The organism is Streptomyces sp. 2-1 (assembly GCF_048564895.1).
Taxonomy (GTDB): Bacteria; Actinomycetota; Actinomycetes; order Streptomycetales; family Streptomycetaceae; genus Streptomyces; species Streptomyces phaeochromogenes.
The window spans coordinates 8,936,953-8,959,129 of record NZ_CP183383.1 but is presented as its reverse complement, the minus strand read 5'-3'; the positions used below and the strand labels follow the sequence as shown (position 1 = coordinate 8,959,129).

The 22,177-nt window shown below is 70.1% G+C and carries 18 protein-coding genes and 1 pseudogene; 6 read left to right on the top strand and 13 right to left on the bottom strand.

Translation table 11 applies throughout. From position 1 onward, the window contains the following. Positions 1-44: 44 nt before the first annotated feature. The 7 genes from ACN20J_RS39375 to ACN20J_RS39345 all read right to left on the bottom strand — a co-directional run bounded on the left by ACN20J_RS39375 (position 45) and on the right by ACN20J_RS39345 (position 8,694). Entirely contained in the window at positions 45-2,891 is a 2,847-nt protein-coding gene (locus ACN20J_RS39375; protein ID WP_419667766.1) for an SNF2-related protein, read from the bottom strand. A gap of 109 nt (positions 2,892-3,000) precedes the next feature. Continuing rightward, entirely contained in the window at positions 3,001-3,582 is a 582-nt protein-coding gene (locus ACN20J_RS39370) for a sugar kinase (RefSeq protein WP_361920722.1), read from the bottom strand. Further along, positions 3,579-4,763: an ROK family glucokinase gene (locus tag ACN20J_RS39365; protein ID WP_055617781.1), complete on the bottom strand. Its 1,185-nt coding sequence runs from the start codon at positions 4,761-4,763 to the stop codon at positions 3,579-3,581. The genes ACN20J_RS39370 and ACN20J_RS39365 overlap by 4 nt, the downstream gene beginning before the upstream one ends. 136 nt (positions 4,764-4,899) lie before the next feature. After that, on the bottom strand, positions 4,900-5,733 hold the full coding sequence (locus tag ACN20J_RS39360) for an ATP-binding cassette domain-containing protein (protein ID WP_419667765.1): 834 nt from the start codon (positions 5,731-5,733) through the stop codon (positions 4,900-4,902). Continuing rightward, a complete protein-coding gene (locus tag ACN20J_RS39355) occupies positions 5,730-6,767 on the bottom strand; it encodes an ABC transporter permease (protein WP_419667764.1) in 1,038 nt (345 codons plus the stop codon). Before ACN20J_RS39355 ends, ACN20J_RS39360 begins: the two co-directional genes overlap by 4 nt. After that, on the bottom strand, positions 6,764-7,768 hold the full coding sequence (locus ACN20J_RS39350; protein WP_419667763.1) for a sugar ABC transporter substrate-binding protein: 1,005 nt from the start codon (positions 7,766-7,768) through the stop codon (positions 6,764-6,766). The genes ACN20J_RS39355 and ACN20J_RS39350 overlap by 4 nt, the downstream gene beginning before the upstream one ends. A gap of 188 nt (positions 7,769-7,956) precedes the next feature. After that, positions 7,957-8,694 carry a GntR family transcriptional regulator gene (locus ACN20J_RS39345; RefSeq protein WP_361901914.1) on the bottom strand — a complete coding sequence of 246 codons (738 nt, stop codon included), beginning with the start codon at positions 8,692-8,694 and terminating at the stop codon, positions 7,957-7,959. A 129-nt stretch (positions 8,695-8,823) separates the two neighbouring features. Between ACN20J_RS39345 and ACN20J_RS39340 the strand changes: the two genes are divergently transcribed. After that, entirely contained in the window at positions 8,824-9,837 is a 1,014-nt protein-coding gene (locus tag ACN20J_RS39340; protein ID WP_189840847.1) for a Gfo/Idh/MocA family oxidoreductase, read from the top strand. A gap of 261 nt (positions 9,838-10,098) precedes the next feature. Here ACN20J_RS39340 and ACN20J_RS39335 read toward each other — a convergent pair whose 3' ends face one another. From ACN20J_RS39335 to ACN20J_RS39325, 3 genes are all read right to left on the bottom strand, one after another. Next, positions 10,099-11,286, bottom strand: coding sequence for a cytochrome P450 family protein (locus ACN20J_RS39335; protein ID WP_419667762.1), 1,188 nt, complete (start codon positions 11,284-11,286; stop codon positions 10,099-10,101). A gap of 41 nt (positions 11,287-11,327) precedes the next feature. Beyond that, entirely contained in the window at positions 11,328-11,999 is a 672-nt protein-coding gene (locus tag ACN20J_RS39330; RefSeq protein ID WP_419667761.1) for a response regulator, read from the bottom strand. 129 nt (positions 12,000-12,128) lie between these two features. Further along, positions 12,129-13,385: a sensor histidine kinase gene (locus ACN20J_RS39325; protein ID WP_419667760.1), complete on the bottom strand. Its 1,257-nt coding sequence runs from the start codon at positions 13,383-13,385 to the stop codon at positions 12,129-12,131. Positions 13,386-13,564: 179 nt separating this feature from the next. Here ACN20J_RS39325 and ACN20J_RS39320 point away from each other — a divergent pair, with 179 nt between their 5' ends. From ACN20J_RS39320 to ACN20J_RS39310, 3 genes are all read left to right on the top strand, one after another. Further along, complete coding sequence (locus ACN20J_RS39320; RefSeq protein WP_189840843.1) at positions 13,565-13,768, top strand: hypothetical protein; 204 nt, start codon at positions 13,565-13,567, stop codon at positions 13,766-13,768. 616 nt (positions 13,769-14,384) lie between these two features. Next, positions 14,385-14,747, top strand: coding sequence for an effector-associated constant component EACC1 (locus ACN20J_RS39315; RefSeq protein WP_419667759.1), 363 nt, complete (start codon positions 14,385-14,387; stop codon positions 14,745-14,747). A gap of 5 nt (positions 14,748-14,752) precedes the next feature. Then, on the top strand, positions 14,753-17,500 hold the full coding sequence (locus ACN20J_RS39310) for a caspase, EACC1-associated type (protein ID WP_419667758.1): 2,748 nt from the start codon (positions 14,753-14,755) through the stop codon (positions 17,498-17,500). Positions 17,501-17,530: 30 nt separating this feature from the next. On the opposite strand, the gene ACN20J_RS39305 is transcribed toward ACN20J_RS39310, so the two are convergent. Then, the gene (locus ACN20J_RS39305) at positions 17,531-18,259 is read right to left on the bottom strand and encodes a DsbA family protein (protein WP_362305748.1); all 729 of its coding nucleotides are present in this window, start codon (positions 18,257-18,259) and stop codon (positions 17,531-17,533) included. A 206-nt stretch (positions 18,260-18,465) separates the two neighbouring features. On the opposite strand from ACN20J_RS39305, the gene ACN20J_RS39300 reads away from it, so the two are divergent. Further along, on the top strand, positions 18,466-18,861 hold the full coding sequence (locus ACN20J_RS39300; RefSeq protein ID WP_419667757.1) for a ribonuclease domain-containing protein: 396 nt from the start codon (positions 18,466-18,468) through the stop codon (positions 18,859-18,861). 540 nt (positions 18,862-19,401) lie between these two features. After that, a pseudogene (locus ACN20J_RS39295) lies at positions 19,402-20,123 on the top strand (DUF3626 domain-containing protein); the annotation flags it as partial. Between the two features lie 417 nt (positions 20,124-20,540). Here ACN20J_RS39295 and ACN20J_RS39290 read toward each other — a convergent pair. Then, positions 20,541-21,170: a dihydrofolate reductase family protein gene (locus tag ACN20J_RS39290; RefSeq protein WP_419667756.1), complete on the bottom strand. Its 630-nt coding sequence runs from the start codon at positions 21,168-21,170 to the stop codon at positions 20,541-20,543. A gap of 161 nt (positions 21,171-21,331) precedes the next feature. Continuing rightward, positions 21,332-22,174 (bottom strand): AIM24 family protein, encoded by an 843-nt coding sequence (locus ACN20J_RS39285; protein WP_419667755.1) that lies wholly within the window; start codon positions 22,172-22,174, stop codon positions 21,332-21,334. Positions 22,175-22,177 lie beyond the last annotated feature (3 nt).

Below are 22,177 nucleotides of genomic sequence, written 5' to 3'. Positions count from 1 at the left end.
CTGTTCCAGCTCGTCCCGCCGATCCGGCCGCCCCGTCGAAGACATCACGTCGACCTCCTCAGCGAGACCAGGTCGGACAGTTCACGGTCGGTCAGTTCTGTCAGGGATGCCTCGCCGGAGCCGAGGATCGCGTCGGCCAGGGCTCGCTTGGAGGCGAGCATTTCGGCGATGCGGTCCTCGACCGTGCCCTCGGTGATGAGGCGGTGGACCTGGACGGGCTGGGTCTGGCCGATGCGGTAGGCGCGGTCGGTGGCCTGCTCCTCCACGGCGGGGTTCCACCAGCGGTCGAAGTGGACGACATGCCCCGCGCGCGTGAGGTTGAGGCCCGTGCCGGCCGCCCTGAGGGAGAGGACCAGGATCGGCGTCGCCCCGCTCTGGAACCGGTCCACCATGTGCTCGCGCTCGGCCACCGGCGTACCCCCGTGCAGGAGCTCCACGGGGACCGCGCGCGCCGCGAGGTGGTCGGTGATGAGCTTGGCCATCCCCACGTACTGCGTGAAGACGAGCGCCGAGCCGTCCTCGGCGAGCAGCGTGTCCAACAGCTCGTCCAGGAGGGCGAGTTTGCCGGAGCGGGCGGCCTGACGGGAGGCCCCTCCGCCGCCGGGGTGCCCTCCGGTGTCCTCCTTCAGATACAGCGCGGGGTGGTCGCAGATCTGCTTGAGCGCGGTGAGGAGCTTGAGGACCAGGCCGCGCCGGGCGATGCCGTCGACGCTCTCGATCGCCAGCATCGACTCGCGGACCACGGCCTCGTACAGGGAGGCCTGTTCGCGGGTGAGGGGGACGGGATGGTCCGTCTCCGTCTTGGGAGGCAGTTCGGGCACGATGCCGGGGTCGGACTTCTTGCGGCGGAGGAGGAAGGGGCGGATCAGCCGGGCGAGGCGGGTCACGGCCTCCTCGTCCTCGCCGTTCTCCACCGCGCGCGCGTGCCGGGCGCGGAAGGACTTCAGGGGGCCGAGCAGTCCCGGAGTCGTCCAGTCGAGCAGGGCCCACAGTTCGGAGAGGTTGTTCTCCACGGGGGTGCCGCTCAGGGCGACCCTGGCCGGTGCGGGGATCGTCCGCAGGGCCTTGGCCGTGGCCGAGTACGGGTTCTTGACGTGCTGGGCCTCGTCCGCGACGACCATGCCCCACTTCTCGCGGGCGAGCTGGGGGGCCGTCGACCGCATCGTCCCGTAGGTGGTGAGGACGAAGCCGGCCGTGTTTTCCAGGGACTCCAGGGATCGGCCGGGGCCGTGGTAGCGGCGCACGGGCACGCCCGGCGCGAACCGCTCGATCTCCCGCTGCCAGTTGCCGAGCAGCGAGGCGGGGCAGACGACGAGGGTCGGTTCGGTGCGCGCCCGCTTCAGGTGCAGCGCGATGAGGGTGACGGTCTTGCCGAGGCCCATGTCGTCGGCGAGGCAGCCGCCGAGGCCGAGCGAGGTCATGAGGTCGAGCCAGGCCAGTCCGCGGAGTTGGTAGTCCCGGAGGGTGGCTTTCAGGGCTGGGGGCGGTTCGGCGGGGCGCAGTCCGGCCGTCAGCCGGTTGCGCAGTGCGGCCAGCGCGCCGACCGGTACCGCCTCGACCGTCTCCCCGTCGACCTCCGCGCTGCCGGTGAGCGCCACGGAGAGGGCGTCCACCGGGTCGAGCAAGCCCAGTTCGCGCTTGCGCGCCTTGCGGACGAGGGCCGGGTCGACGAGCACCCACTGGTCCCTCAGCCGCACGACGGGGCGGTGTGCCTCGGCGAGCGCGTCCATCTCGGCCTCGGAGAGCGGGTCGCCGCCGAGCGCCAACTGCCAGCGGAACTGGAGCAGTTCCTCGCTCTCGAAGAAGCCCGTGCCGTCCGTGGCCGAGCCCGGCGCGGGGCGGACGACCGCCGCCGCGCTCAGGTCCTGGGCGAGGTCGCGGGGCCAGTGCACGGCGACCCCGGCCGCGCCGAGGCGGGTCGCGGCGACGCCGAGCAGGTCCGACAACTCGTCCTCGGACAGCGCCAGTACGTCCGGCACGTCCTGCCCGGACAGCCGGTCCAGGGGCGGCCAGACGCGGGCCGCGCGGCGCACGGCCAGCGCCGCGTCGACACGGGCACGCGGTCCGAACGCCGTGTCGGCGGCGCCCGACCACAGTGCCGCTGCGTCGACGACGAGGGTGGGGTCGGCGAGGCTGTGCACCTGGACGACGGCCGCGCCCGCGCGCCGCGCGTCCTCGCTGTCGTCGAAGAGCTCGTACGCGGACAGGTCCAGGCGCAGCGAGATCCGTACCCCCGCGTCCATGCCCGCGGCGACCTCCGCCGCCCAGTCCTGGGCGCCCGGCAGCCGCTGGGGCCCGGCGGCGGCGAAGGGTTTGCCGGTGGCGTACGGCGCGGCGGCGGTGCGGGGCAGTGCGTCGGCGACCGCGTCCACGAAGGCGCGCATCAGCGCTTCCCGGTCGGGCAGCTGGAGCGGGCCCCGGCCCGGCAGGGGTACGGCGTGTCCCTCGTACGGAAGGGAGGCGGCCACCGCCCTCAGGTGGGCGATGTCGTCCGGATCCAGGGGGCCGGCCCGCCAAGCGTCGAATCCGTCCGGTGTGAGGCCGGGCAGCAGCCGCCCGCGGGCGACGAGGCGCAGGGCGTGCAGTGCGGCGGCGCCCCAGCAGACCGTGGCGGGGTGTGCGGCGGGGTCCCGCCGGGCCCGCACCAGCAGCGGCAGTGCCTCGACGACCGGCAGCGTCAGCGCGGGCACCGATCCCCTTCGGACGCCCGCGCCGTGCCTTCGTACGACCGTGAGCTCGGTGTCCGGGCCGAGGAGCGGTGCGTCCGCCTCCGGGTCCCAGAAGGCGATCCGGCCGTCGCGTGGCAGGGCGGCGGGCAGGAAGACGGCGGCCAGCCGCACGGACACCTCGGGCTCGGTGCCGACAGCGGCACGCGTCTCCGCCACGCTCATGCTCCCGGTCACCCCTCTCGCCCCGGTCCGGCCCGCCCTGGTCGGATCACTCGTCTTCGACTCTACGGGCCGGGTCTGACACTGCGGCTCGGCGGCGGAGCGGGGCGGATCAGGGTGTCGTTCTGGAGACCACGTAGACCATGGGGTGACCGGGCTTCGACCAGTTCACGACGATGTCCTGGGTGGGCGTCGGATTCTTGTGGGTGTGGCTGAGGCCCGACCAGGGACCGGAGCCGGTGAACTCCCAGCCGACGACCCGCCGGTCGCGGGCACCGATGGCGACATCGTTCTTCTTCAGGGCGCCGCGGCTGGTGCCGATGGTCTTGAGGAACTTGTCGAGGCCCTTGTCGCTGGTGAGGAACTGGACGTAGAGGCGGCTGGTCTTCCAGTTGTTCGTCTCGTAGTACGCGACCTCGGCCGAGGACCCCGGGATGGGGATCCGGTAGAGGCGGCGCTGGACGCGGGAGGGCCAGCCCGGGGTGAGGCCGGTCGCCGAGTACTTCTCCTCCTTGTCCTTGCCGCTGTCACGGCTCTGGTTGGCGGAGATCACCAGGTAGCCGGCCGGGACACCGATGAGCAGCCCGATGATCAGCAGGGTCAGGGAGCGGCGGCGGATCATGTGGCCGCGGTCCTCGGCCGGCCGCGGTGGCTCGTCCGGGGGCGAGGCCTGGCGCGGCAGCGAGGCCGTCACAGCGTGTCCTGTGCGGAGCGGCGCGACTCGGCGTAGCGCTCGTACCGCTCGTAGCGCTCCACCCGGCGCCGGTTGGCGCGCCGGAAGCGGCGGGCGACGAGCCGGGCGAGGTCCGCGGCGCCGACCATGCCGGCCTCGGGGCCGAGCTGGGCGCGGGCGATCCGGGCCTCGGGGCGGTAGCCGCGGCCGGTCAGGTGGCGTCGGAAGGCGTCGCGGGCCGGGCCGATCAGCAGGTCGTCGGCCGCGCTGACGCCGCCGCCGATGACGAAGCAGGAGGGGTCGAGGGCGGCTGCGAGGTTCGCGATGCCGACGCCGAGCCACTGGCCGATGTCCTGGAGGAGCTCGATGCACATGGCGTCGCCCTCGCGGGCCAGCTCGGTGATCATCGGGCCGGTGATCTCGGAGATGTCGCCCTTGACGTGCTCGATGATCCCGTACGCCACCGGGGAGTCGGCGGCGGCGAGCTCGCGGGCCTCGCGGACCAGCGCGTTGCCGGAGCTGTACTGCTCCCAGCAGCCGCGGTTGCCGCAGGGGCAGCGGTGGCCGCCGGGCACGACCTGCATATGGCCGAACTCGCCGGCGACGCCGAACTTGCCCCGCTTGACCTGGCCGTCCTCCAGGATCGCGCCGCCGATCCCGGTGCCCAGCGTGATCATGACGAGGTGGTCCTCGCCGCGGCCGGCGCCGAAGCGCCACTCGGCCCAGGCGGCGGTGTTGGCGTCGTTGTCCACCAGGACGGGCACGGCGAGGCGGCCCGAGATGCGGTCCCTCAGGGGCTCGTTGCGCCACGACAGGTGGGGCGCGAACAGGACGCGGTTGCGGTCCGCGTCGACCCAGCCGGCCGCGCCGATGCCGACCGCGTGCACGTCGTGCCGGTCGGAGAGGTCCAGGACCAGCTCGACGATGGTGTCCTCGACAACCCGGGGGCTCTTGGACTTGTCGGGGGTCTCGGTGCGGACCTTCTCCAGGATGTTGCCGTCCGCGTCGACGACTCCCGCCATCACCTTCGTACCGCCGATGTCGATGCCGACGGTCGGGACGCGCGGCGCCGTCAGGTGTGAACGGCGCTCGCGTGTGCCCACGGTGCGCAGGACGGTGGCCCGGCGGGAGCCGATGGGGGCGCCCGCGGCTCTGGCGGAGCCGAGCGCCCTGGGGAGTGCGAGGTCGCGGTAGGTGCTCATCGCGCCGATTCTGCCGCACGTGGGGGTTTGGCTGCACGGCGGCGTCCCTCGCGAGGTTTGGGACCGCCCCCGGGGAGCCGCGGTCGTCCGTGAGCCGCGGGTTCGTCGTGGCTGGTCGTGCGGTTCCCCGCGCCCGTCATGGGGCGCCGCCCGCCAGCTCGTGGCGGAGGTCGTCCAGCTCGCTGCCTCCCGCCATTTGGCGGGTCAGTTCGTCCAGGGTGATCTCGTCGCGTGTGTGGCTGCCGGTCATCGTGCCGCGCTTGAGGAGGACGAAACGGTTGCCCACGAGGTAGGCGTGATGGGGGTTGTGGGTGATCAGGACAACGCCGAGGCCCGCGTCACGTGCGGCGGCCACATATTTGAGGACCATGCCGGACTGCTTCACCCCGAGGGCGGCGGTCGGCTCGTCGAGGACGAGGACCTTGGCGCCGAAGTGCACGGCGCGGGCGATGGCCACGCACTGGCGCTCGCCGCCCGAGAGGGTGCCGATGGGCTGGTCGACGTCGCGCAGGTCGATGCCCATCCGCAGGAGTTCCGCGTGGGTCGTCCTGCGCATGAGGTCGACGTCCAGGCGCTTGAAGGGGCCCCTGCCCTTCCGCGGCTCGGAGCCGAGGAAGAAGTTGCGCCAGACCGGCATCAGGGGCACGACGGCGAGGTCCTGGTAGACCGTGGCGATCCCGCGGTCCAGGGCCTCGCGCGGGGACGCCGGGCGGGCGTCCTCGCCGTGGATGCGGAAGGTGCCCGCGTCGTGCTGGTGCAGCCCAGCGATGATCTTGATCAGGGTCGACTTGCCGGCGCCGTTGTCGCCGAGGACACAGGTGATCTCGCCCGCGTGGACCTCCAGCGAGACACCCTCCAGGGCGCGGACATTGCCGTAGTACTTACTGACGTCGTCGAGCTCGACGAGGGCCGTGCGCCCGGTGGTACGTGTCGTCCCGGCGGCCTCGTCCGTCTCGCTGATCCGCGTCATTTCGTGGCCTCCGCGCGCTTGCGGACCCAGGCGTTCAGCAGGGTCGCGAGGAGCAGCATCGCTCCGAGGAAGAACTTGAACCAGTCGGGGTTCCACTCGGCGAACACGATGCCCTTGTCGGTCATGCCGAAGATCAGCGCGCCGACCGCCGAGCCGATGGCGGAGCCGTAGCCGCCGGTGATCAGACAGCCGCCGATGACGGCCGCGATGATGTACGTCAGCTCCTTGCCGACGCCCTCTCCGGACTGGACGACGTCGAACGAGAAGAGCAGGTGCTGTCCGGCGATCCAGGCGGCGAGGGAGACCCCCATGTAGAGGCCGATTCTGGTCCTGTCGACCGGGACGCCGACCGCGCGGGCCGCGTCTTTTCCGCCACCGACCGCGAAGATCCAGTTGCCGACGCGGGTGCGCAGCAGGATCCAGGAGGCGAGGGCCACCAGACCGAGCCACCACAGGATGGTGACCTTGAAGTCGACGCCGCCGACCGTGAGGACGGAGGCGAAGACGGCCCTGGCGGACGCGAAGCCCTCCATGTCGGCGATCGTCTTCGTGGAGACCGTGCCGCTGATGAGCTTGGTGAAGCCGAGGTTCATCCCGGTCAGCATCAGGAAGGTGCCGAGCGTGATGATGAAGCTGGGCAGCCCGGTGCGGGTCAGCATGAAGCCGTTGAAGAAGCCGATGGCAAGGGTGACCAGGAGCGAGACGCCGACGCCGACCCAGACGTTCGCGGTCATCTGGTAGCTGAACATCGAGGAGATCAGCGCGGCCGACGTCACCATGACGCCCGCGGACAGGTCGAACTCGCCGCCGATCATCAGCAGCGCCACGGGCACCGCCATGATGCCGATCGTGGAGGCCGCGTACAAGACAGTGCTCAGCCCGGCCGCCCGTACGAAGCTGTCGGCGACCAGCGCGAAGAACAGGAAGACGGCGAGCGCGCCGACCACCGAGCCGAGTTCGGGGCGGCCGAGCAGCCTGCGCAGCGGCGAGGTCCGCAGGAGCCGTTCGTCCACCGTGAGGGCCGTCGCGGTCATCGGGTCCCCCGCTCCGCGTACTGCTCCAGTTCGGCGGCCTGGTCCTCGGTGATGATCTGCGGTCCGGTGAGGACGGGCCTGCCGCCGCCGAGCGTGTCGGCGTTGTACTTGTGCAGCCAGAGCAGGTCGACGGCCTCGTACCCCTGGAGGTACGGCTGCTGGTCGACGGCGAAGCCGAGGGTGCCGTCCTTGAGCGAGGCCGCCACCTTGGCGTTGAGGTCGAAGGTGTCTATCTCGGCCTCGCTGCCCGCGTCCTGCCGGGCCTTCACGGCGGTGTCGGCGTAGGGGGCGCCGAGGGTGACGACCGCGTCCACGGACCGGTCGGCCTGGAGCTTGGCGCCGATGGAGGCCTGTACGGCGGACATGTCGGTGCCCTCGACGTACAGGTTCCGCACGGTGCCGTCGAAGGTCTTCCTGACCCCCGCGCAGCGCTGCTCGTGGCCGACGTTGCCCTGTTCGTGGAGGACGCAGAGGGTCTTTTTCCGGCCACGGCGGTTGAGCTCCTCGCCGACGGCCTCTCCGGCGATAGTCTCGTCCTGGCCGATGTGGGTGAGCGCGCCGAACGCCTTCGACTCCGCGGAGCCGGAGTTCACGGTGATCACGGGTATGCCGGCCTTCTCGGCGCGCGCGAGGGCGGCCTTCATGGCGTCGGGCTTGGCGAGCGTGACGATGATGCCGTCGACGCCCTTGTCCACGGCGGCGTCCACGAGCTGCGCCTGCTGCTGGGCCTCGTCGTCGTGCGAGTACAGGAACTTGATGTTGTCCTTGACCGCGGCCTGCTCGGCGCCGTTCTGGACGATGTCCCAGAACGTGTCGCCGTCGCCCGAGTGGGTGATCATCGCGAAGGTCCAGCGGGGCGTGTCCACCGCGGCCCTGCCCTGGGCGGACGCCGCCTTGCGGGCGTCCTCGGCGCGTTTGCCGCCGGTACTGCTGCACCCGGCCAGGGACACGCCGAGCGCCCCTGCCACCGCGATGCCGACCCAGGTCCGAAACCGTGCCACGAAGCCGTGCCCTTCTTGAATCCGATACATGGAGATACCAAGTATCGGACACGGCGATCACTCATTCGGACGGCGGGTACCGCGCGAGCACATCACGGCGACCCGGGGCGCGCCTGCGGCACCCACCGAGTCGTACGAGGTCAGGGGCGTATGCGGTCAGGGGCGTGCGCGGGCTGGAGGGTGCGCGGTCAGGGGCGTACGAGCAGCTGGAACTCGAAGGAATAGCGCGAGGCGCGGTAGGTGTGGGTGCCGAACTCGACGGCTCGGCCCGTGTCGTCGAAGGTGGTGCGCTGCATGGTGAGCAGCGGGGCCCCCTCGGGCTCGCCGAGGCGCTCGGCCTCCACGGCCGTGGCGGCGCGGGCGCCGACGGACTGGCGGGCGCTGTGCAGGGTGATGCCCGCGGCGCGCATCATCCGGTACAGACCGGTGGCCTCCAGCTGCGAGCTGTCCAGGTCGAGGAGACCGGGCGGCATGAAGTTGCACAGATACGCCATCGGCTCGTTGTGGGCCAGCCGCAACCGCTCCACCCTGTGTACGTCGCTGCCCTCGGCCACCGAGAGGGCGGCGGCGACCTCGGCCGACGCCGGGACGACGGTGTTGACGAGGACATGGGTCGCCGGGCGCTGACCGGCAGCCTCCAGGTCGTCGTAGAGGCTGCTCAGCTCCAGCGGTCGCTTGACCTGGCTGTGCACGACCTGGGTGCCGACGCCTCGACGACGTACGAGGAGGCCCTTGTCCACCAGTGACTGGATGGCCTGGCGGACCGTGGGCCGGGACAGGCCCAGGCGTCCGGCGAGCTCGATCTCGTTGCCCAGCAGGCTGCCCGGAGTCAGGGCGCCGTGCTCGATCGCGGCTTCGAGCTGCTGGGCGAGCTGGAAGTACAGCGGCACCGGGCTGTTCCGGTCGACGCTGAGCTGGAGCGGCACGGTCGGGTCCACGTCTGGTTTGGGCACGGGGCCGAGCGTAGCTCCGGGGGATGATGACGGGAAGTTGTGAGGTTCGATTGTCCGGACAAAGCGTTGACAGGGTGTAGGGTCCGCCCTCAGTTTGGTCCCATGCGCATCGGACTCATCGGGACGGGTCGAATTGGTACATTTCACGCGACCGCCCTCAGCCGGCACCGCGAGGTCGGCGGCTCTCTCATCGTCACGGACGCGGACACCGCACGCGCCCGTCGGCTCGCGGACCGCTTGGGCGCCACGGCGGCGCCCGGCGTGGACGAGATCTTCACCTGGGGCGTGGACGCCGTGGTGATCACGGCTGCCACCTCAGCACACGGCGAACTGATCGGTCGGGCAGCACGGGCCGGGCTTCCGGTGTTCTGCGAGAAGCCCATCGCCCTCGACCTGCAGGGCACGTTAACGGCGATCGCGGAGGTCGAGACTGCGGGAACGATCCTGCAGATGGGGTTCCAGCGGCGTTTCGACTCCGGGTACACGGCCGCGCGGGAGGCGGTGCGCTCCGGCTCGCTCGGGCGGCTGCACACCGTGCGCGCCATGACCTCCGACCAGTCTCCGCCGCCGGTCGCCTACCTGCCGCAGTCCGGCGGGCTGTACCGGGACACGCTCGTGCACGACTTCGACATGCTCCGCTGGGTGACGGGCCGCGAGGTCACCGAGGTGTGCGCGATGGGCTCGGACGCCGGGCCCTCGATGTTCCGCGACGCGGGCGACATCGACACGGCCGCGGCCGTCCTCACCCTGGACGACGGCACGCTCTGCTCCGCCACGGCGACCCGGCTCAACGGCGCCGGGTACGACGTCCGCATGGAGCTGGCCGGTGAGCTCGACCAGATCGGGGTCGGGCTCGACGACCGCACGCCGATCGCCTCCACGGAGCCGGCCGGGCCGCCTGCCGCTACGAAGCCGTGGACCGGGTTCCTTGAGCGGTTCGGGCCCGCGTACGAGGCGGAGCTGCATGCGTTCGTCGAGGTCGTGCGGGGGGAGCGGGCCAACCCGTGTGACGGGCGGGAGGCGTTGCAGGCGTTGCGGATCGCCGAGGCATGCGAGTTGTCTCGGCGCGAGCGCCGAGTGGTGCGGCTGGGGGAGATCGCGGGGGTGCGGGACTGAGGGGTTTCGCCCCCGCCGCCCCTACCCATTCCCGTCCCTTTTCGGGGGCCAGCCCCCGAACCCCCGCTCCTCAAACGCCGGAGGGGCTGAAGATTTCGCGGCCCGGGCTGAAGACTTCGGGGACTGGGCTGAATTTCTATAGCCCAGGCCAGCACATCTCAGCCCGTCCGGCGTTTGAGGACGAGGCCGTTCAGGCCGATGCGGGGGTCTGGGGGCGGCAGCCCCCAGGGACGGGACGGGTAAGGGCGGCGGGGGCGAGAATCATCCCCAGCGGAGTGGCAAGGTTCGCACCCCCCGCATCAGCATCCCCGGCAGCCAACCGCCCGCCGGCCCGTCGAGGGCCAGGTCGGGGCAACGATCCAACAAGGCGCGAAGCGCCACCCGCGCTTCGAGGCGGGCCAGCGGCGCGCCCAGGCAGTAGTGGATCCCATGCCCGAAGGCGACATGCCCACGGGCGTCACGCCGGATGTCGAAGCGGTCGGGGGCCGGAAAACGGACCCCGTCGCGATCGGCCGCGGTGAGCCCGACCATCACCGCCTCCCCCGCCCCGACGGCCGTACCGGCGATCTCCAACGCCTCGGCCGCGTACCGGAACGTCGCGTTCTCCACCGGCCCCTCGTACCGCAGCATCTCCTCCACGGCACCGTCGAGCAGCGTCATGTCGGCGCGCAGCGCGGCGAGTTGGTCGGGATGGGTGAGGAGCGCGTGGACACCCCCGGCGAGAAGGTTGACCGTCGTCTCGTGGCCGGCGATGAGCAGTACGAACGCCATGCCGCGCAGCTCCTGCGGCGAGAGCCGGTCGCCGTCCTCGGCGGTCGTGCGGATGAGGCTGCTGAGCAGGTCGTCGGCGGGCCCGGCGCGCTGCTTGTACTCGATCAGGTCGTTGAGATACGCGGCGAGTTGGACGAACGCCTCGTACTCACTCTCTCCGCTGGTCGGCGCGACGGCCTCCGACGAGATCGCGCGGAACGCCGCCCGGTCGATCTCCGGCACCCCGAGCAGTTCGCAGATGACGGTGAGGGGCAGTGGGTAGGCGAAGGACTCCACGAAGTCGGCGCGGCCACGCGGCAGCATCTCGTCGAGCAGGGTGTCCGTGATCTCCTGGACGCGCGGCCTGAGCTTCTCCACCCGGCGCCCGGTGAACTCACGGGCGATGAGGGACCGCAGCCGGGTGTGCTGCGGCGGGTCGGCGACCAGCAGGTACTTCCCGATCAGCTGCTCGTCGAGGAACGTCACGCCGATCTTCTGGCCGTCCTTGGCGAGGCGGGGGTCGGCGAGCGCGGCCCGTGCCTCCTCGTACCCGACGATCAGCCAGGTCTCGTGGTGCGCGTCGGGGGCCGGCAGCCGCACCCGGTGGACCGGTCCGAGCGCGCGCAGTTCCGCGTACACCGGATGCGGGTCCTCCGTGAAAGCCGGACCGTATTTCCCGAGATCGATCACGTCCACCATGTGCTTCCCCCTCCGTCCACTCCAACGGCCACGGCCGTCGGCTAGTGCCCGTCCTCCTCCAGAAGTCCGGCGTCGTACGTCAACAGGGCGATCTGCACACGGTTGTTGAGGTCGAGCTTGGCGAGGATGCGGGAGACGTGCGTCTTGACGGTGGCGACGCTCATGAACAGTTCGGCCGCGATCTCGGCGTTCGAGCGGCCCTGGCCGACGGCGACGGCGACCTCGCGCTCACGGTCGTTGAGCGTGGCGACGCGCGTACGGGCGCTCGTGCGCCGGGTGTCGGCGGAGGTGCCCGCGGCGTGGGCCATCAACTGCCGGGTCACGGTGGGCGAGAGCACGGGATCGCCGGCCGCGACCCTGCGTACCGCGTCGAGGATCTCCGCGGGCGGGGTGTCCTTGAGGACGAAGCCCGCCGCGCCCGCGCGCAGTGCCCGCAGTACCTGTTCGTCGGCGTGAAAGGTGGTCAGGACGATGATCTGCGGGGCGTCCTTGCGGATCCGGAGGCGTTCGGTGGCCGTGAGGCCGTCCACCGTGGGCATGCGGATGTCCATGAGGACGACGTCCGGGCGGGTGCGGTCGACCAGCGCCTCGACCTCGCTGCCGTCGGCGGCCTCGCCCACGATCTCCAGGTCCTCGGCGCCGCCCATCATGAAGGAGAGGCCGGCCCTGACCAGTGGGTCGTCGTCGACGAGGAGCAGACGGATCGGAGTCATGGGCTTACCGTAGTGACCCTTCTCCGCCCGACCTTCTGCTTTTCCCCAGCTCATCCGCGGAATTGCCCCCTCACTCAGCCGACATGGCCGTGCGCCCGGCTCGCGCTCCGGCGCGGACCGGGTCCGCGCTCACCCCCAGGGCAGCCACGCGCTCACCTGGAAGCCGCCGTCCTCCCCGTGCCCGTGTTCGAAGCGCCCGCCCGCGAGCGTGGCCCGCTCGGTGAGACCGATGAGCCCCTGGCCGGAGCCGGGGACGTGGGGCACGTCGCCGGGTGGCGGCGGATTGCGTACGGAGATGGTGAGACCGTCGCCCGGCTCGCCGGCCACCGTGACCGTGACCTCCGCGCCCGGGGCGTGCTTACGGGCGTTGGTCAGCCCCTCCTGGGCGATGCGGTAGGCGGTGCGGCCGACGGAGGCGGGGACCGTGCCGGCGTCCGTGACGCGGTTGTCCAGCGTGACCTTCATGCCGGCCTCACGGCTCTCGGAGACCAGCCCCTCCAGGGCTTCAAGGGTCGGCTGCGGCCGCCCGGACTCCTCCGCGCCGTCACCGGAGGCCCGCAGTACGCCGATGATCTCCCGCAGATCCTGCAGCGCCTCGTGCGCGCTCTCCCGGATCACCCCGGCGGCCCGCTCCACCTCGACCCGGGGCGCGTCCGGGCGGAACTCCAGCGCCCCGGCGTGCACGCTGAGCAGGGTCAGCCGGTGGGCCAGGACGTCGTGCATCTCGCGCGCGATCGCCTCCCGGGCCAGCCGCTGGGCCTGCTCGGCCCGTAGCGCCGACTCGGTCTCGGCCCGCCGCGCCCGGTCCCGCAGGCTCAGCATGAGCTGGCGCTTGGAGCGCGCGAGGGTGCCCCAGCCGACCACCGTGGCGGTCAGCAGCCAGCCGAGGGCGACGATCAGGACGTACGGGACCTCGGGATCGGGGCGCAGCCAGTAGAAGAGGGGAAGCAGTGCGGCGGAGGCGCCGCCCGTCCAGGCGGCGTACTTGAAGGGCCGGTGCACGGCGACCGTGAACAGGGCGACCAGGCCCGCGCCGCCCGCGGTGTTCGAGATGAAGCAGACCGGGACCATCGCCACGGCCAGGCCGACCGGCCAGCGCCGCCGGAGCCAGACCGCCGCGCAGGCGAACGCGCCGAGCCACTGGTCCACGGCCTGCAGGGCGTACGGGATGTCGGTGTTCCCGGACATCTCGTCCGCGCCGATCAGTCCCACCGCGACGGCGATCAGGAAGCAGGCGAAGTCGACGAGCCAGTCGCGAGCGGTGCGCTTGGGACGCCTCTTCCGGCCGGACTGGTCGGGGTCGAGTTCGGCGGTGACCGCCGACGGCAGAAACCACCGGCGCCCGGGGTCGGGCGGGGGCTTCGGCAGTGGCGCGGCATCACTCACAGTCGACAAATCTACGCATCGTTGTCCGTTCGCACCGCCCCTGCCGCCTGATCACCGACCAAAGTAGTCGCACGAGCGACTTTGGACGCAGCCGCGGCGAACCGGTCGGCGACTTCCGTCGGACGTACCTCGCCCCGCGGCCGATGAGAGTGGGGGGTCCGCGGGGCGAGGATCCTTGTATGAAGCAGGTGCTGGAGTTTCTCGGTGTGATCGCCCTCGTTCAGGGCGTGGCGGGCCTGGTGTACGAGTTCACCGGCTGGCTGCGCGGCTGGGGCCTCGTACAACGGCTCGACTTCCTCGACGGCCGCGAGATCTACGGGAGCGTCGCACTGCTCGTGCTGGCGTTCGCACTGTTCGCGGCGGCCGAGAGCCGGAAGCCCTGACGAGCAGGGACCGGGCTTCCGGCGGACTACTCGTCCTGGTCAGCAGCTGTCGTCGACCCCGCTCGAACGATCCGCTCGCCCACATGGCCGACCGAGCCTCTCCCGACGGCCGAACCCCGATTCTCCGTTAGGAGCGCCGGGGCGCTGCCGACCATGGACACGGGATCACGGCGGCCAGCTCCTGACATGCGGCCCGCGCCGACGGCGCCGTTGGCCTCCTCGCCCGACTGCTGGTACACCCCGAGCACGAAGGTGGGCGCCCCCGGCCCGTCACCCTGCGCTCCGGGCTGAAACGTGCCATGGACCGCATCCGCCGGGCCCGGGCCAGCGCTATGGCTGCGGTCAGCGGTACGAGAGTGCCGGACTCGTGCCACCTCGTGTACGAGGTTCTCGCCGTGCTGCGGAGCTCGTCGAGCTCCCAGCGGCCCTTGGCCCGCAGGTGCTGCAGTCCGTCCGAGGTGGATTGGGAGGCGACCGCGGCGAGTTACCAGGAGTTCTTGCGGCGAAGAGCTCTTCAGCCCCTTGTTCTCAAGCGACAGTCTGCCAGGCTCGGAACTGCGGTGCGCCTCCCGTTCGTCTGTGGAGCATGACGAGTGGGCAACGCGGGAGGATGCGCATGCAGGTACATGTCGGTGTGGCAGAAGTGCCGTGTGAGATCGCGGAGTTGGAACTGAGGTCGTTGTACGCCTGGCTGAAGGCGGACCGGCAGGCGATCCGCCACGCGGCCCCTGAACTGGGGACGGCCACTGCACCAGTTGCGGGCGCGCAGGGACAGGTGATCGACATAGTGTCGCTGGTGGTCAGTGCGTCTTTCAGCGCAGCGTCCCTCGCTGGGACGATCATGAGCTGGCGGACCACCCGGCCGCGCCGGCCGGTACTGACGGTGCAACGCCCGGACGGCACGACGATCACCATCAGCGACGGCTCATCGGCCGAGACCGTTCGTCTGCTGGAAGAACTCATGCGAGATCCGGAATAGCCTCGGTGAGCCAGTTACCCTGCCCCGAGGGCTCCCGCGCCGTCCTCGTCGGTGCCAGCACCTTCCACCTGCTCGAGGACCTGCCCGCGGTGCAGGCCAATCTGCCGGCCCTGCGGTCCCTGCTCACCGGTCCAGGCGGCCCGTTCCTCACCGGGCACTGTGGCTCCCTCATCGACCCCGCCTCCACGCGTGAGGTGTCCACAGCCATCCGGCAGGCCGCCAGGGAAGCTACCGACACCCTGCTCATCTACTACGCGGGCCACGGCCTCCTGGACGACAAAGGGGAACTGCATCTGGCAATCCCCGACAGCGATCACACCTCCGTTCATGACACCTCCCTTCCCTACGACTGGATCAGACGGGCGATCAGTACGACCAGGGCCGGTCGGCGCATCGTCATCCTCGACTCCTGCTACAGCGCACGGGCTTTCGGTGCACAGTCCGAGTCAGTCATCGATGTCGCCGAGGTCGACGGAACCTACGTCATGGCAGCGGCCGGCGAAACTGCGGTTGCCCTTGCCCCGCCGGGCGAGACCTACACCGCCTTCACAGCCGAACTCCTGACGACACTCCAGGACGGCGTGCCAGGTGCAGCCGAACTGCTCGACCTCAAGGTCATCTTTGGGCACCTGCAGGGCCGGCTGAAGGCCAAGCGGCGGCCTGTGCCCCTGGATCTGGACCGCAACAGCCTGGGCGCCACCCTGTTCATCCGCAACAACGCCTACATACCAGCCGTGCAGCCCGAGCACGACGGCCACAACATGATCCAGCTGCTGGAATCCACACCCCGCACCGCGACGGTGGCTCAACTGGTCAGCTCCGTGAGCATGCTCCACGGGCAGCGGTCGGCGACCGCCACCGACATCGTCCGCACTGCCCTCCAGGTACGCGCCATCGCCGAACTCGCCCCCCTCCTGAGTGCCCTGTACGCGGCAGGGCTGAAAGCGTCGACGGAAAGTGCGCTGCCCGCCATGCTGTTGGCCCGTCCCATCAAGGAGACCGCCCATCTGGTCGACATGCTGGACATGTCGTCCGCAGACGAGTGTGTTGTCAGCTTGCTGCGGCTGTCCGCACAACTGCATCCGGCCCACGACGCCACGGCTTTCGCCGCCGAACTGGACATGGCCGGCCTGTCCGAACACGCCCTGGTCGTTCTCACCAGCTTCGCCGTAACACGGGAGATCGAAGAGACCATCGACCTGATCCGCCTCATCTCGCAGCGCGAATCCACCCAGGCTCTCGAGACAGTCATATGCGCGGTGGCCACGCGACGTCCGGTCACCGACGTCACGCAGTTCTTCCACCGCTTGAGCCTGGAAGAGGTGCCGCACGCGCAGGAACTACTCTGCCTCACCGCAGTGCGGCACCGAAACGCCGCCGAGACGGCCGTGCTGATCTCGGCGTCCGGACAAGCGGGTCTCACGCAGGTCGCCCGGCGGATGGTCGAGACCGGGCTATCAGCACGTGATCCGAAATTCATGGCCGAACTCGTCGCCGCGCTACAGTCCGCACGGCTGTTCCAGGAAGCTGCGGACACACGGGTCTTGGCCGTTCGGACCTGGCCGGTGCAGTACATCTCCGAGTTCATCGCTCACCTCCTCGTGGTCGGGCAGCAGCGCCATGCTCTCGCCGCGGCGATGAACACGGCCGGCACGAGGAGCGTCGGAGAATTCGGCGCTATCGCTGAGCAGCTGACGAACTTCAGAGCTCACGAGGTGAGCAGACTTCTAAACGACGCCGGGCGCACGTGTCGGCCCGATGAGGCGGCCTATCTGATCACGCGGCTGGATGCCGTCGGGAACTGCAATGCCGCGGAAGAGATTTTCTGGCTCAGTCTGTCGCGACCCCTTGGCCACGCAGCCACTACGCTGCAGCACCTGGCAGAAGAGCAGTCCCGGTTCCTCACCGACGGCACGATCCGCGATCTGTGCCGTGGCAATGCCCCCCACCTGGTGGCCAAGTTCGCCATCGCCCTTGAACGGGTCCTGTCCGAGAAGACAGACCTTCTCCTCGACGTCACCGGCCTCACTGTCCACCACGTGACCGGGCTGGTCGACAGTCTGGAGAAGGGAATTCCCAATACTCTGTCCAACAGGATTCTCATTTCCGTCGCACAGAGTTGGAGCCACGACAGACAAGCACGTCTGGTGATCGCACTCGAAGGACACTCTCAAGTGGGGTGCGCCGAGTATCTGGTGGAGCAAGCCACCCACTCCAAGGGATTCGACGACGTTCTCAGCGCGATGCGCGACAAGTCGAGTCAGGACCAGCCCTTCTGGCCGTGGTGGCGCTCAAACCGCAGCAACTACGAGGCCTCGCAATACACGCACACCGAGTACCTCGTCCAGACAGCCGACGAGACAGTTCGTTCAGTCGCCAAGCGTTTCGGTGTGCGGGACGCCGGAATCATCGAAGGGAACACCCTCGCGTGGCCGTACGAGCTGCACCACGGGCAGTACCTCAGCGTCCCCCTGCAGTCGGGCAGCGGCCGGTTCATGGTCCCGCGCTTTCCCGGCAGACTTCGGCCCGGGCGGAGCCACTCCGACGTCCGGGTGTTGCAGAGCCTTCTGCGGTCTGCCGGGTATCTCTCCGCAGACGTCCCGGAGAGCGACAACTACGGGCCGTTGACCTGCAAGGCCGTAGCCTGGTTCAACTCCGTCCATCTCCTGAGCGACGAAAATCACCCCGATGACAAAACACGGATCACGCACAAAGGCTGGGACATTCTGCACCGGATTCACCGAGCCCGGTGAAACTCCAGTGCCGTTCCGGTGGGGCGCGGCTCAGAACGTGAAGTCTTCCCACTTCTCAGGGTTGTCGTAGATCTGCTGCAGCAGTTCGCCGAAACTGTGGCTGTCAAAGAGCATGCTGTTGAACTCCAGGGGGATCCGGTTGCCGTTGAGCACAGCGGTGGGCGTTCCCGGCCCTTCGGGCTCCTTGGCTCCCCCCGCACGCTCGTAGGCCTCCTCGGACGCGGTCACGAAGGAGCGGTACTTCATTGTCTTCACGGCCGCGTCGAACGCGGGACCGCGCAGTCCTTCCACCTCACCGGCCAGCTCCAGCAGAGCGGTGGTGGTGTAGCCGTCAATGCTCTCGTCGGGCTGGTTGGCGTACAGCACCTCGTGGTACTCCACGAACTTGCCCTCGCCCAGCGCGGCCCGCAAGGCGTTGACCGCCTTCTTCGACCCACTGCCGCCGAGCCGGTCGTCCAGGAACGAGGCCATTGTGTACTCGGTTCGTGCCTTCCGGTCGAGCATCGCTTCCCTCAACGGCCCGCTGCCGCCGTCAGTTTCGAAGTCCTCGCAGTACGGACAGCGCGGATCCTCGTACAGACGCACCGTCAGCCTCGCGTCCGGATCGCCCACCAAGATGCTGGTGCCGTCCTTTCCGAGCTTCTCCGGAAGATCCGCCACGCTCTCGAACCCGGGCCCCGGCTCGACCAACCGCTGCCCACACCCCGCCAGCACCAGCATCGCCACGCACAACACGGCCAACCGACCCCCACGCACCATGCGTCATCCCCTCCCCAGAGAACAGCGTGACCTTAGACCATCACCACAACGAACACACAGTTCTGGCCGCCCTCAGCCAGCCCCGACAGGCGGTCCGGCGCCGGGCGGATCCCGAAGTTAACTTCCGGAAAACTCATCGGACTTGACGGGAAAATCTTCGAACTTGACATTGACATGCCACTATCTACGCGCGTCATCATGAAGGCATGAGATTCCCCCCACGAATCACTCGCATCGGCGCCGCAGCCGCCGTCCTGTCCGCCCTCCTCATCGGCGGCACCGTCACCGCCAACGCCGCTGACACGTCCGCCGCGGCAGTCGGCAGCATCTGCTACGGCAGCCTGCCGTCCCAGGCACACGACACGCTCGACCTCATCGAGCAGGGCGGCCCCTACCCCTACTCGCAGGACGGCAGCGTCTTCCAGAACCGGGAAGGCATCCTGCCCAGCCAGTCCACCGGCTATTACCACGAGTACACGGTGATCACGCCCGGTTCCTCGACCCGCGGTGCACGGCGCATCGTCACCGGCGAGGAAACCCGGGAGGACTACTACACCTCCGACCACTACGCCTCGTTCAAGCTGGTCAACTACAGCTGCTGACCGGCACGTACGAGCGATCCACGGAACACCTGGTTGGCCGGAAGCCCGGTTCATGCACATCCATCCGGGCTTCCGGCTCTCGGCGGGCCGCGAACAGCACGAACGACAGCACCAGCCGCGCCGGCGACCGGTGAGCCCGTGCACCAGGTCGGCCACGCCCTGAACGAGGACGATCACACCGGGCGGCTCCAGCACCTGCTTCGTACAAGGACCCTCGCCCCGCGGACCCCCCACACCATCGGCCGCGGGGCGAGGCACGTCCGGATGACGTCGAGGTCGGACGGCCCGTGTGGTGAGGACCGCGGTGCCCCCGTGCACAACGCGGCCCAGGAGGGGCCCGCTCCGCGAGGACGGAGCCACGGCAGGCCACCCTCCCCCTCTCCCTCCCGCTCGAAGGACACCTGCGCAGGGCAGGGGACGGCAGGATTGGGCTGCACGGATGGGCGGCGGACGCAGCGAGCACATGCTGCGGTGCAGAAGTGTGCTCCGGGCCGCCGAAAGGCCCAGGGCAACACCGACGAGCCGGCCCACTCTCTCGGCCCCGGCGGGGGCCCCTGGCTCCGGGAGTGCCGGATCTTCGCCGGGGCGTACGACGACGCTCCCGCGGCCGAGCGGCCCGTGTACGGCGCGCTCGACTTCCGAGGCCAAGTCGTCGGCGCCGTCCCGCTGTTCGACTCCAAGCACTTCCGACTCACCAGCGCCGCCCTCACCCGGCCACGTTCAACTACCCCGACAGCGCGTTCGAGCCGACCGACTTCGGGGTCGCCGTCGGCATGGCCCTCATCGCACTGGCCGAATCGGACGAGCACGACGCCGTCGACGACTACATCGAGGCCCAAGTGCACGGTGCGGTCCTGCTGACGAGGGACGTGGAGGCGCTCGTTCTCAACGAAAGTTACCGCGGCACACCCGTCGAGACCGCGGCCCGCATGCTGCCCTGTCCCGTGGAGTGGCATCCCGGCTACCGGCTCACCGTCGAGCGACTGCGTCGCCACGGCGACTACCGCGGCCCCGAGTTCGCAGACCAATATGCCCGCATAGCCGAGGGCGACCTGATCGACCCGCGCATCATCGGCGACGCCGCCCGCACCTGCCGCCACGCACGGCAGGATCTGGAACAGGTGTGGCACACCCTTGCCCGTTTCGGGGCGCCCGAGGGGGCGGGCACGGCACGCACCCAGCGTTCGTTCTTGACCCGCGTGCCGGTCGCTACGCAGGCCGGTGCAGTCCGCCGCACCCAGGCGTCACCACCCGCGGCGTAAAGGCGCGGGACGACCGGTTCGTCGATCTCGCCGGACCTTCGCCCGGCCGCCCCGCACACGCGGCCCGCGTTCGTGTCCTGCACGTTCGTATCCTGCGGGCTCATCGCTCACTGAGCGCCGCGATCAGCGCCGAGCAGGCCGGCGACCAGCTGTTGCACGGCATGGCAAAGCGCTACGCGGGGGCCGACCACGACCTGATTCACCGGTGCCGCGCTCTGAACTGGGCGATGTTCTCGGCCTGGCGCTGGCGCCGGGACGATCAGATGCCTGACCGGGGCCACTGGAGAGTGGAGGGGCTCAACCATGTTCGTGCCGCACTCGATCGCTGCGGCCTGGGCTGAGTTCGACCCACAAGTCGCATGAGTCTTCCAGGCGTCGACCAGCGACACGAGACCCCGCACGGGAGCACCCCGGCCTCTACGCAACCCCCTCCGGCAGCTCGTACGTGCCGTACTCCGGGCGTCCTGCCAGGTCGTACGTGTGGATGGCGACGCCCTTGCTCGTGAGCCGCGCGCCGGCGTGCTTGAACGCGGTCGGTACGGCGCCCTCGGCGAAGAGACGGCGGCCCGTGCCGAGTACGACCGGGAAGGACAGCAGGTGCACGGTGTCGACGAGGTCGAGCGCGAGGAGGGACTGGGCGAGGGCGGCGCTGCCGTGGACCTGTAGTTCCCCCTCGGTGTTCTCCTTGATCGCGGTGACCTCCTTGGCGAGATCGCCGCTGATCACCGTTGTGCCCGCCCATTCGGGCCGCGTGATGCTCGACGAGACGACGTACTTCGGCAGGGCGTTGAGCTTCCCCGCGACCGGGTCGGCCGGGTCGGTCACCTTCGGCCAGAACCCCGCGAAGATCTCGTACGTGTGGCGGCCGAGCAGGAAGGCGCCCGCGCGGCCGAAGACCTCGGTGATGAACTGCCCGAAGTCCTCGTCGTCGTACGGGAAACTCCAGCCGCCGTGCTCGAACCCGTCACGGCGGTCCTCCTCCCGGCCGCCCGGGGCATGGTGGACGCCGTCGAGGGTGACGAAAGCGGTGAGAGTGAGCTTGCCCATGGCGTGCCTTCTTCCGGAGCGGGATGTCCTGTCATCAGCTCAGACCCTCTTGGCACCCGCAACTCATCGGTTCATCGGCCGCCCGCCGATGGATCCGACCCGCCCGCCGATGGATCTGACCCCCGCGAACGTGCGCGGATCCGACCCGCGGGCCTTCGGGACTAGCCCGCGTTCGTCGAGAACAGGCCGCCCGTCGGGCCCTGCTTGTCGCCGCCCTGGGCCTTTCTGAGGGCGTTGGCCAGGCTTTCGATGGTCAGCGACTGGAGGATCACGCTGCCGTTGCCCTCCAGGGTGGCGAGGGAGAGGCCCTCGCCTCCGAAGACGGCGTTCATCACGCCCTGCCGGTTGAGCCCGCCGACGCGCTGCACCCCGTACCGGATGCCCTCCTCGAAGGCCACGACACAGCCCGTGTCCACGTCGACACGGCCGCCGAAGTCGGCGGGGTTCAGGTCGATGAAGTTGCCCGCGCCCGCGATGATCACGGTGCCCCGGCCGGTGAACTTCTCCAGGACGAAGCCCTCGCCGCCGCTGCGGCCGGTCCTGCCGCCCTGGAAGGCGATGCCGAACTCGACGGTGGACTCGGCCGCGACGAAGGCGTCCTTCTCCGCGAACCACGCGCGCGTGCCGTCCAGCTCCAGGGCCCGCATCTCACCCGGCAGCACACCCGCGAAGCCGACGGTGCCCTCGCCGTCGGTCGACGTGAAGTACTGGAACGCCAGCGACTCGCCCGCGAGCGCGCGCTGGCCGACCTGCATGGCCGTGCCCATGGCCTGCCGCAGCATTCCGCCCATGCCGCCGCCGGGGCCGCCCTCGCCTCCCGCTCCGGCCGCGCCGGCCTGGGCCTGGCCGCCGCCGCCCGAAGGCCCGGAGAGCCGTGTCTCCATGGTCACGTTCGCCGTCTTGAACAGGAACTTTCCCGCCTCGCAGTACACCGTCTGACCGGGCTGCAGGCTGACGACCGCCATCTGCATGGCGGTGCCGACGATTTCTTGCTGAAGAGTCACGAC

What these genes read in the sequence shown, in the direction of transcription:
- ACN20J_RS39315 (WP_419667759.1), top strand. Translation starts at nt 14,385, where the DNA reads ATGCAGGTACATGTCGGTGTGGCAGAAGTGCCGTGTGAGATCGCGGAG.
- ACN20J_RS39375 (WP_419667766.1), bottom strand. Translation starts at nt 2,891, where the DNA reads ATGAGCGTGGCGGAGACGCGTGCCGCTGTCGGCACCGAGCCCGAGGTG.
- ACN20J_RS39320 (WP_189840843.1), top strand. Translation starts at nt 13,565, where the DNA reads ATGAAGCAGGTGCTGGAGTTTCTCGGTGTGATCGCCCTCGTTCAGGGC.
- ACN20J_RS39340 (WP_189840847.1), top strand. Translation starts at nt 8,824, where the DNA reads ATGCGCATCGGACTCATCGGGACGGGTCGAATTGGTACATTTCACGCG.
- ACN20J_RS39290 (WP_419667756.1), bottom strand. Translation starts at nt 21,170, where the DNA reads ATGGGCAAGCTCACTCTCACCGCTTTCGTCACCCTCGACGGCGTCCAC.
- ACN20J_RS39335 (WP_419667762.1), bottom strand. Translation starts at nt 11,286, where the DNA reads ATGGTGGACGTGATCGATCTCGGGAAATACGGTCCGGCTTTCACGGAG.
- ACN20J_RS39300 (WP_419667757.1), top strand. Translation starts at nt 18,466, where the DNA reads ATGAGATTCCCCCCACGAATCACTCGCATCGGCGCCGCAGCCGCCGTC.
- ACN20J_RS39360 (WP_419667765.1), bottom strand. Translation starts at nt 5,733, where the DNA reads ATGACGCGGATCAGCGAGACGGACGAGGCCGCCGGGACGACACGTACC.
- ACN20J_RS39355 (WP_419667764.1), bottom strand. Translation starts at nt 6,767, where the DNA reads ATGACCGCGACGGCCCTCACGGTGGACGAACGGCTCCTGCGGACCTCG.
- ACN20J_RS39330 (WP_419667761.1), bottom strand. Translation starts at nt 11,999, where the DNA reads ATGACTCCGATCCGTCTGCTCCTCGTCGACGACGACCCACTGGTCAGG.
- ACN20J_RS39305 (WP_362305748.1), bottom strand. Translation starts at nt 18,259, where the DNA reads ATGGTGCGTGGGGGTCGGTTGGCCGTGTTGTGCGTGGCGATGCTGGTG.
- ACN20J_RS39365 (WP_055617781.1), bottom strand. Translation starts at nt 4,763, where the DNA reads ATGAGCACCTACCGCGACCTCGCACTCCCCAGGGCGCTCGGCTCCGCC.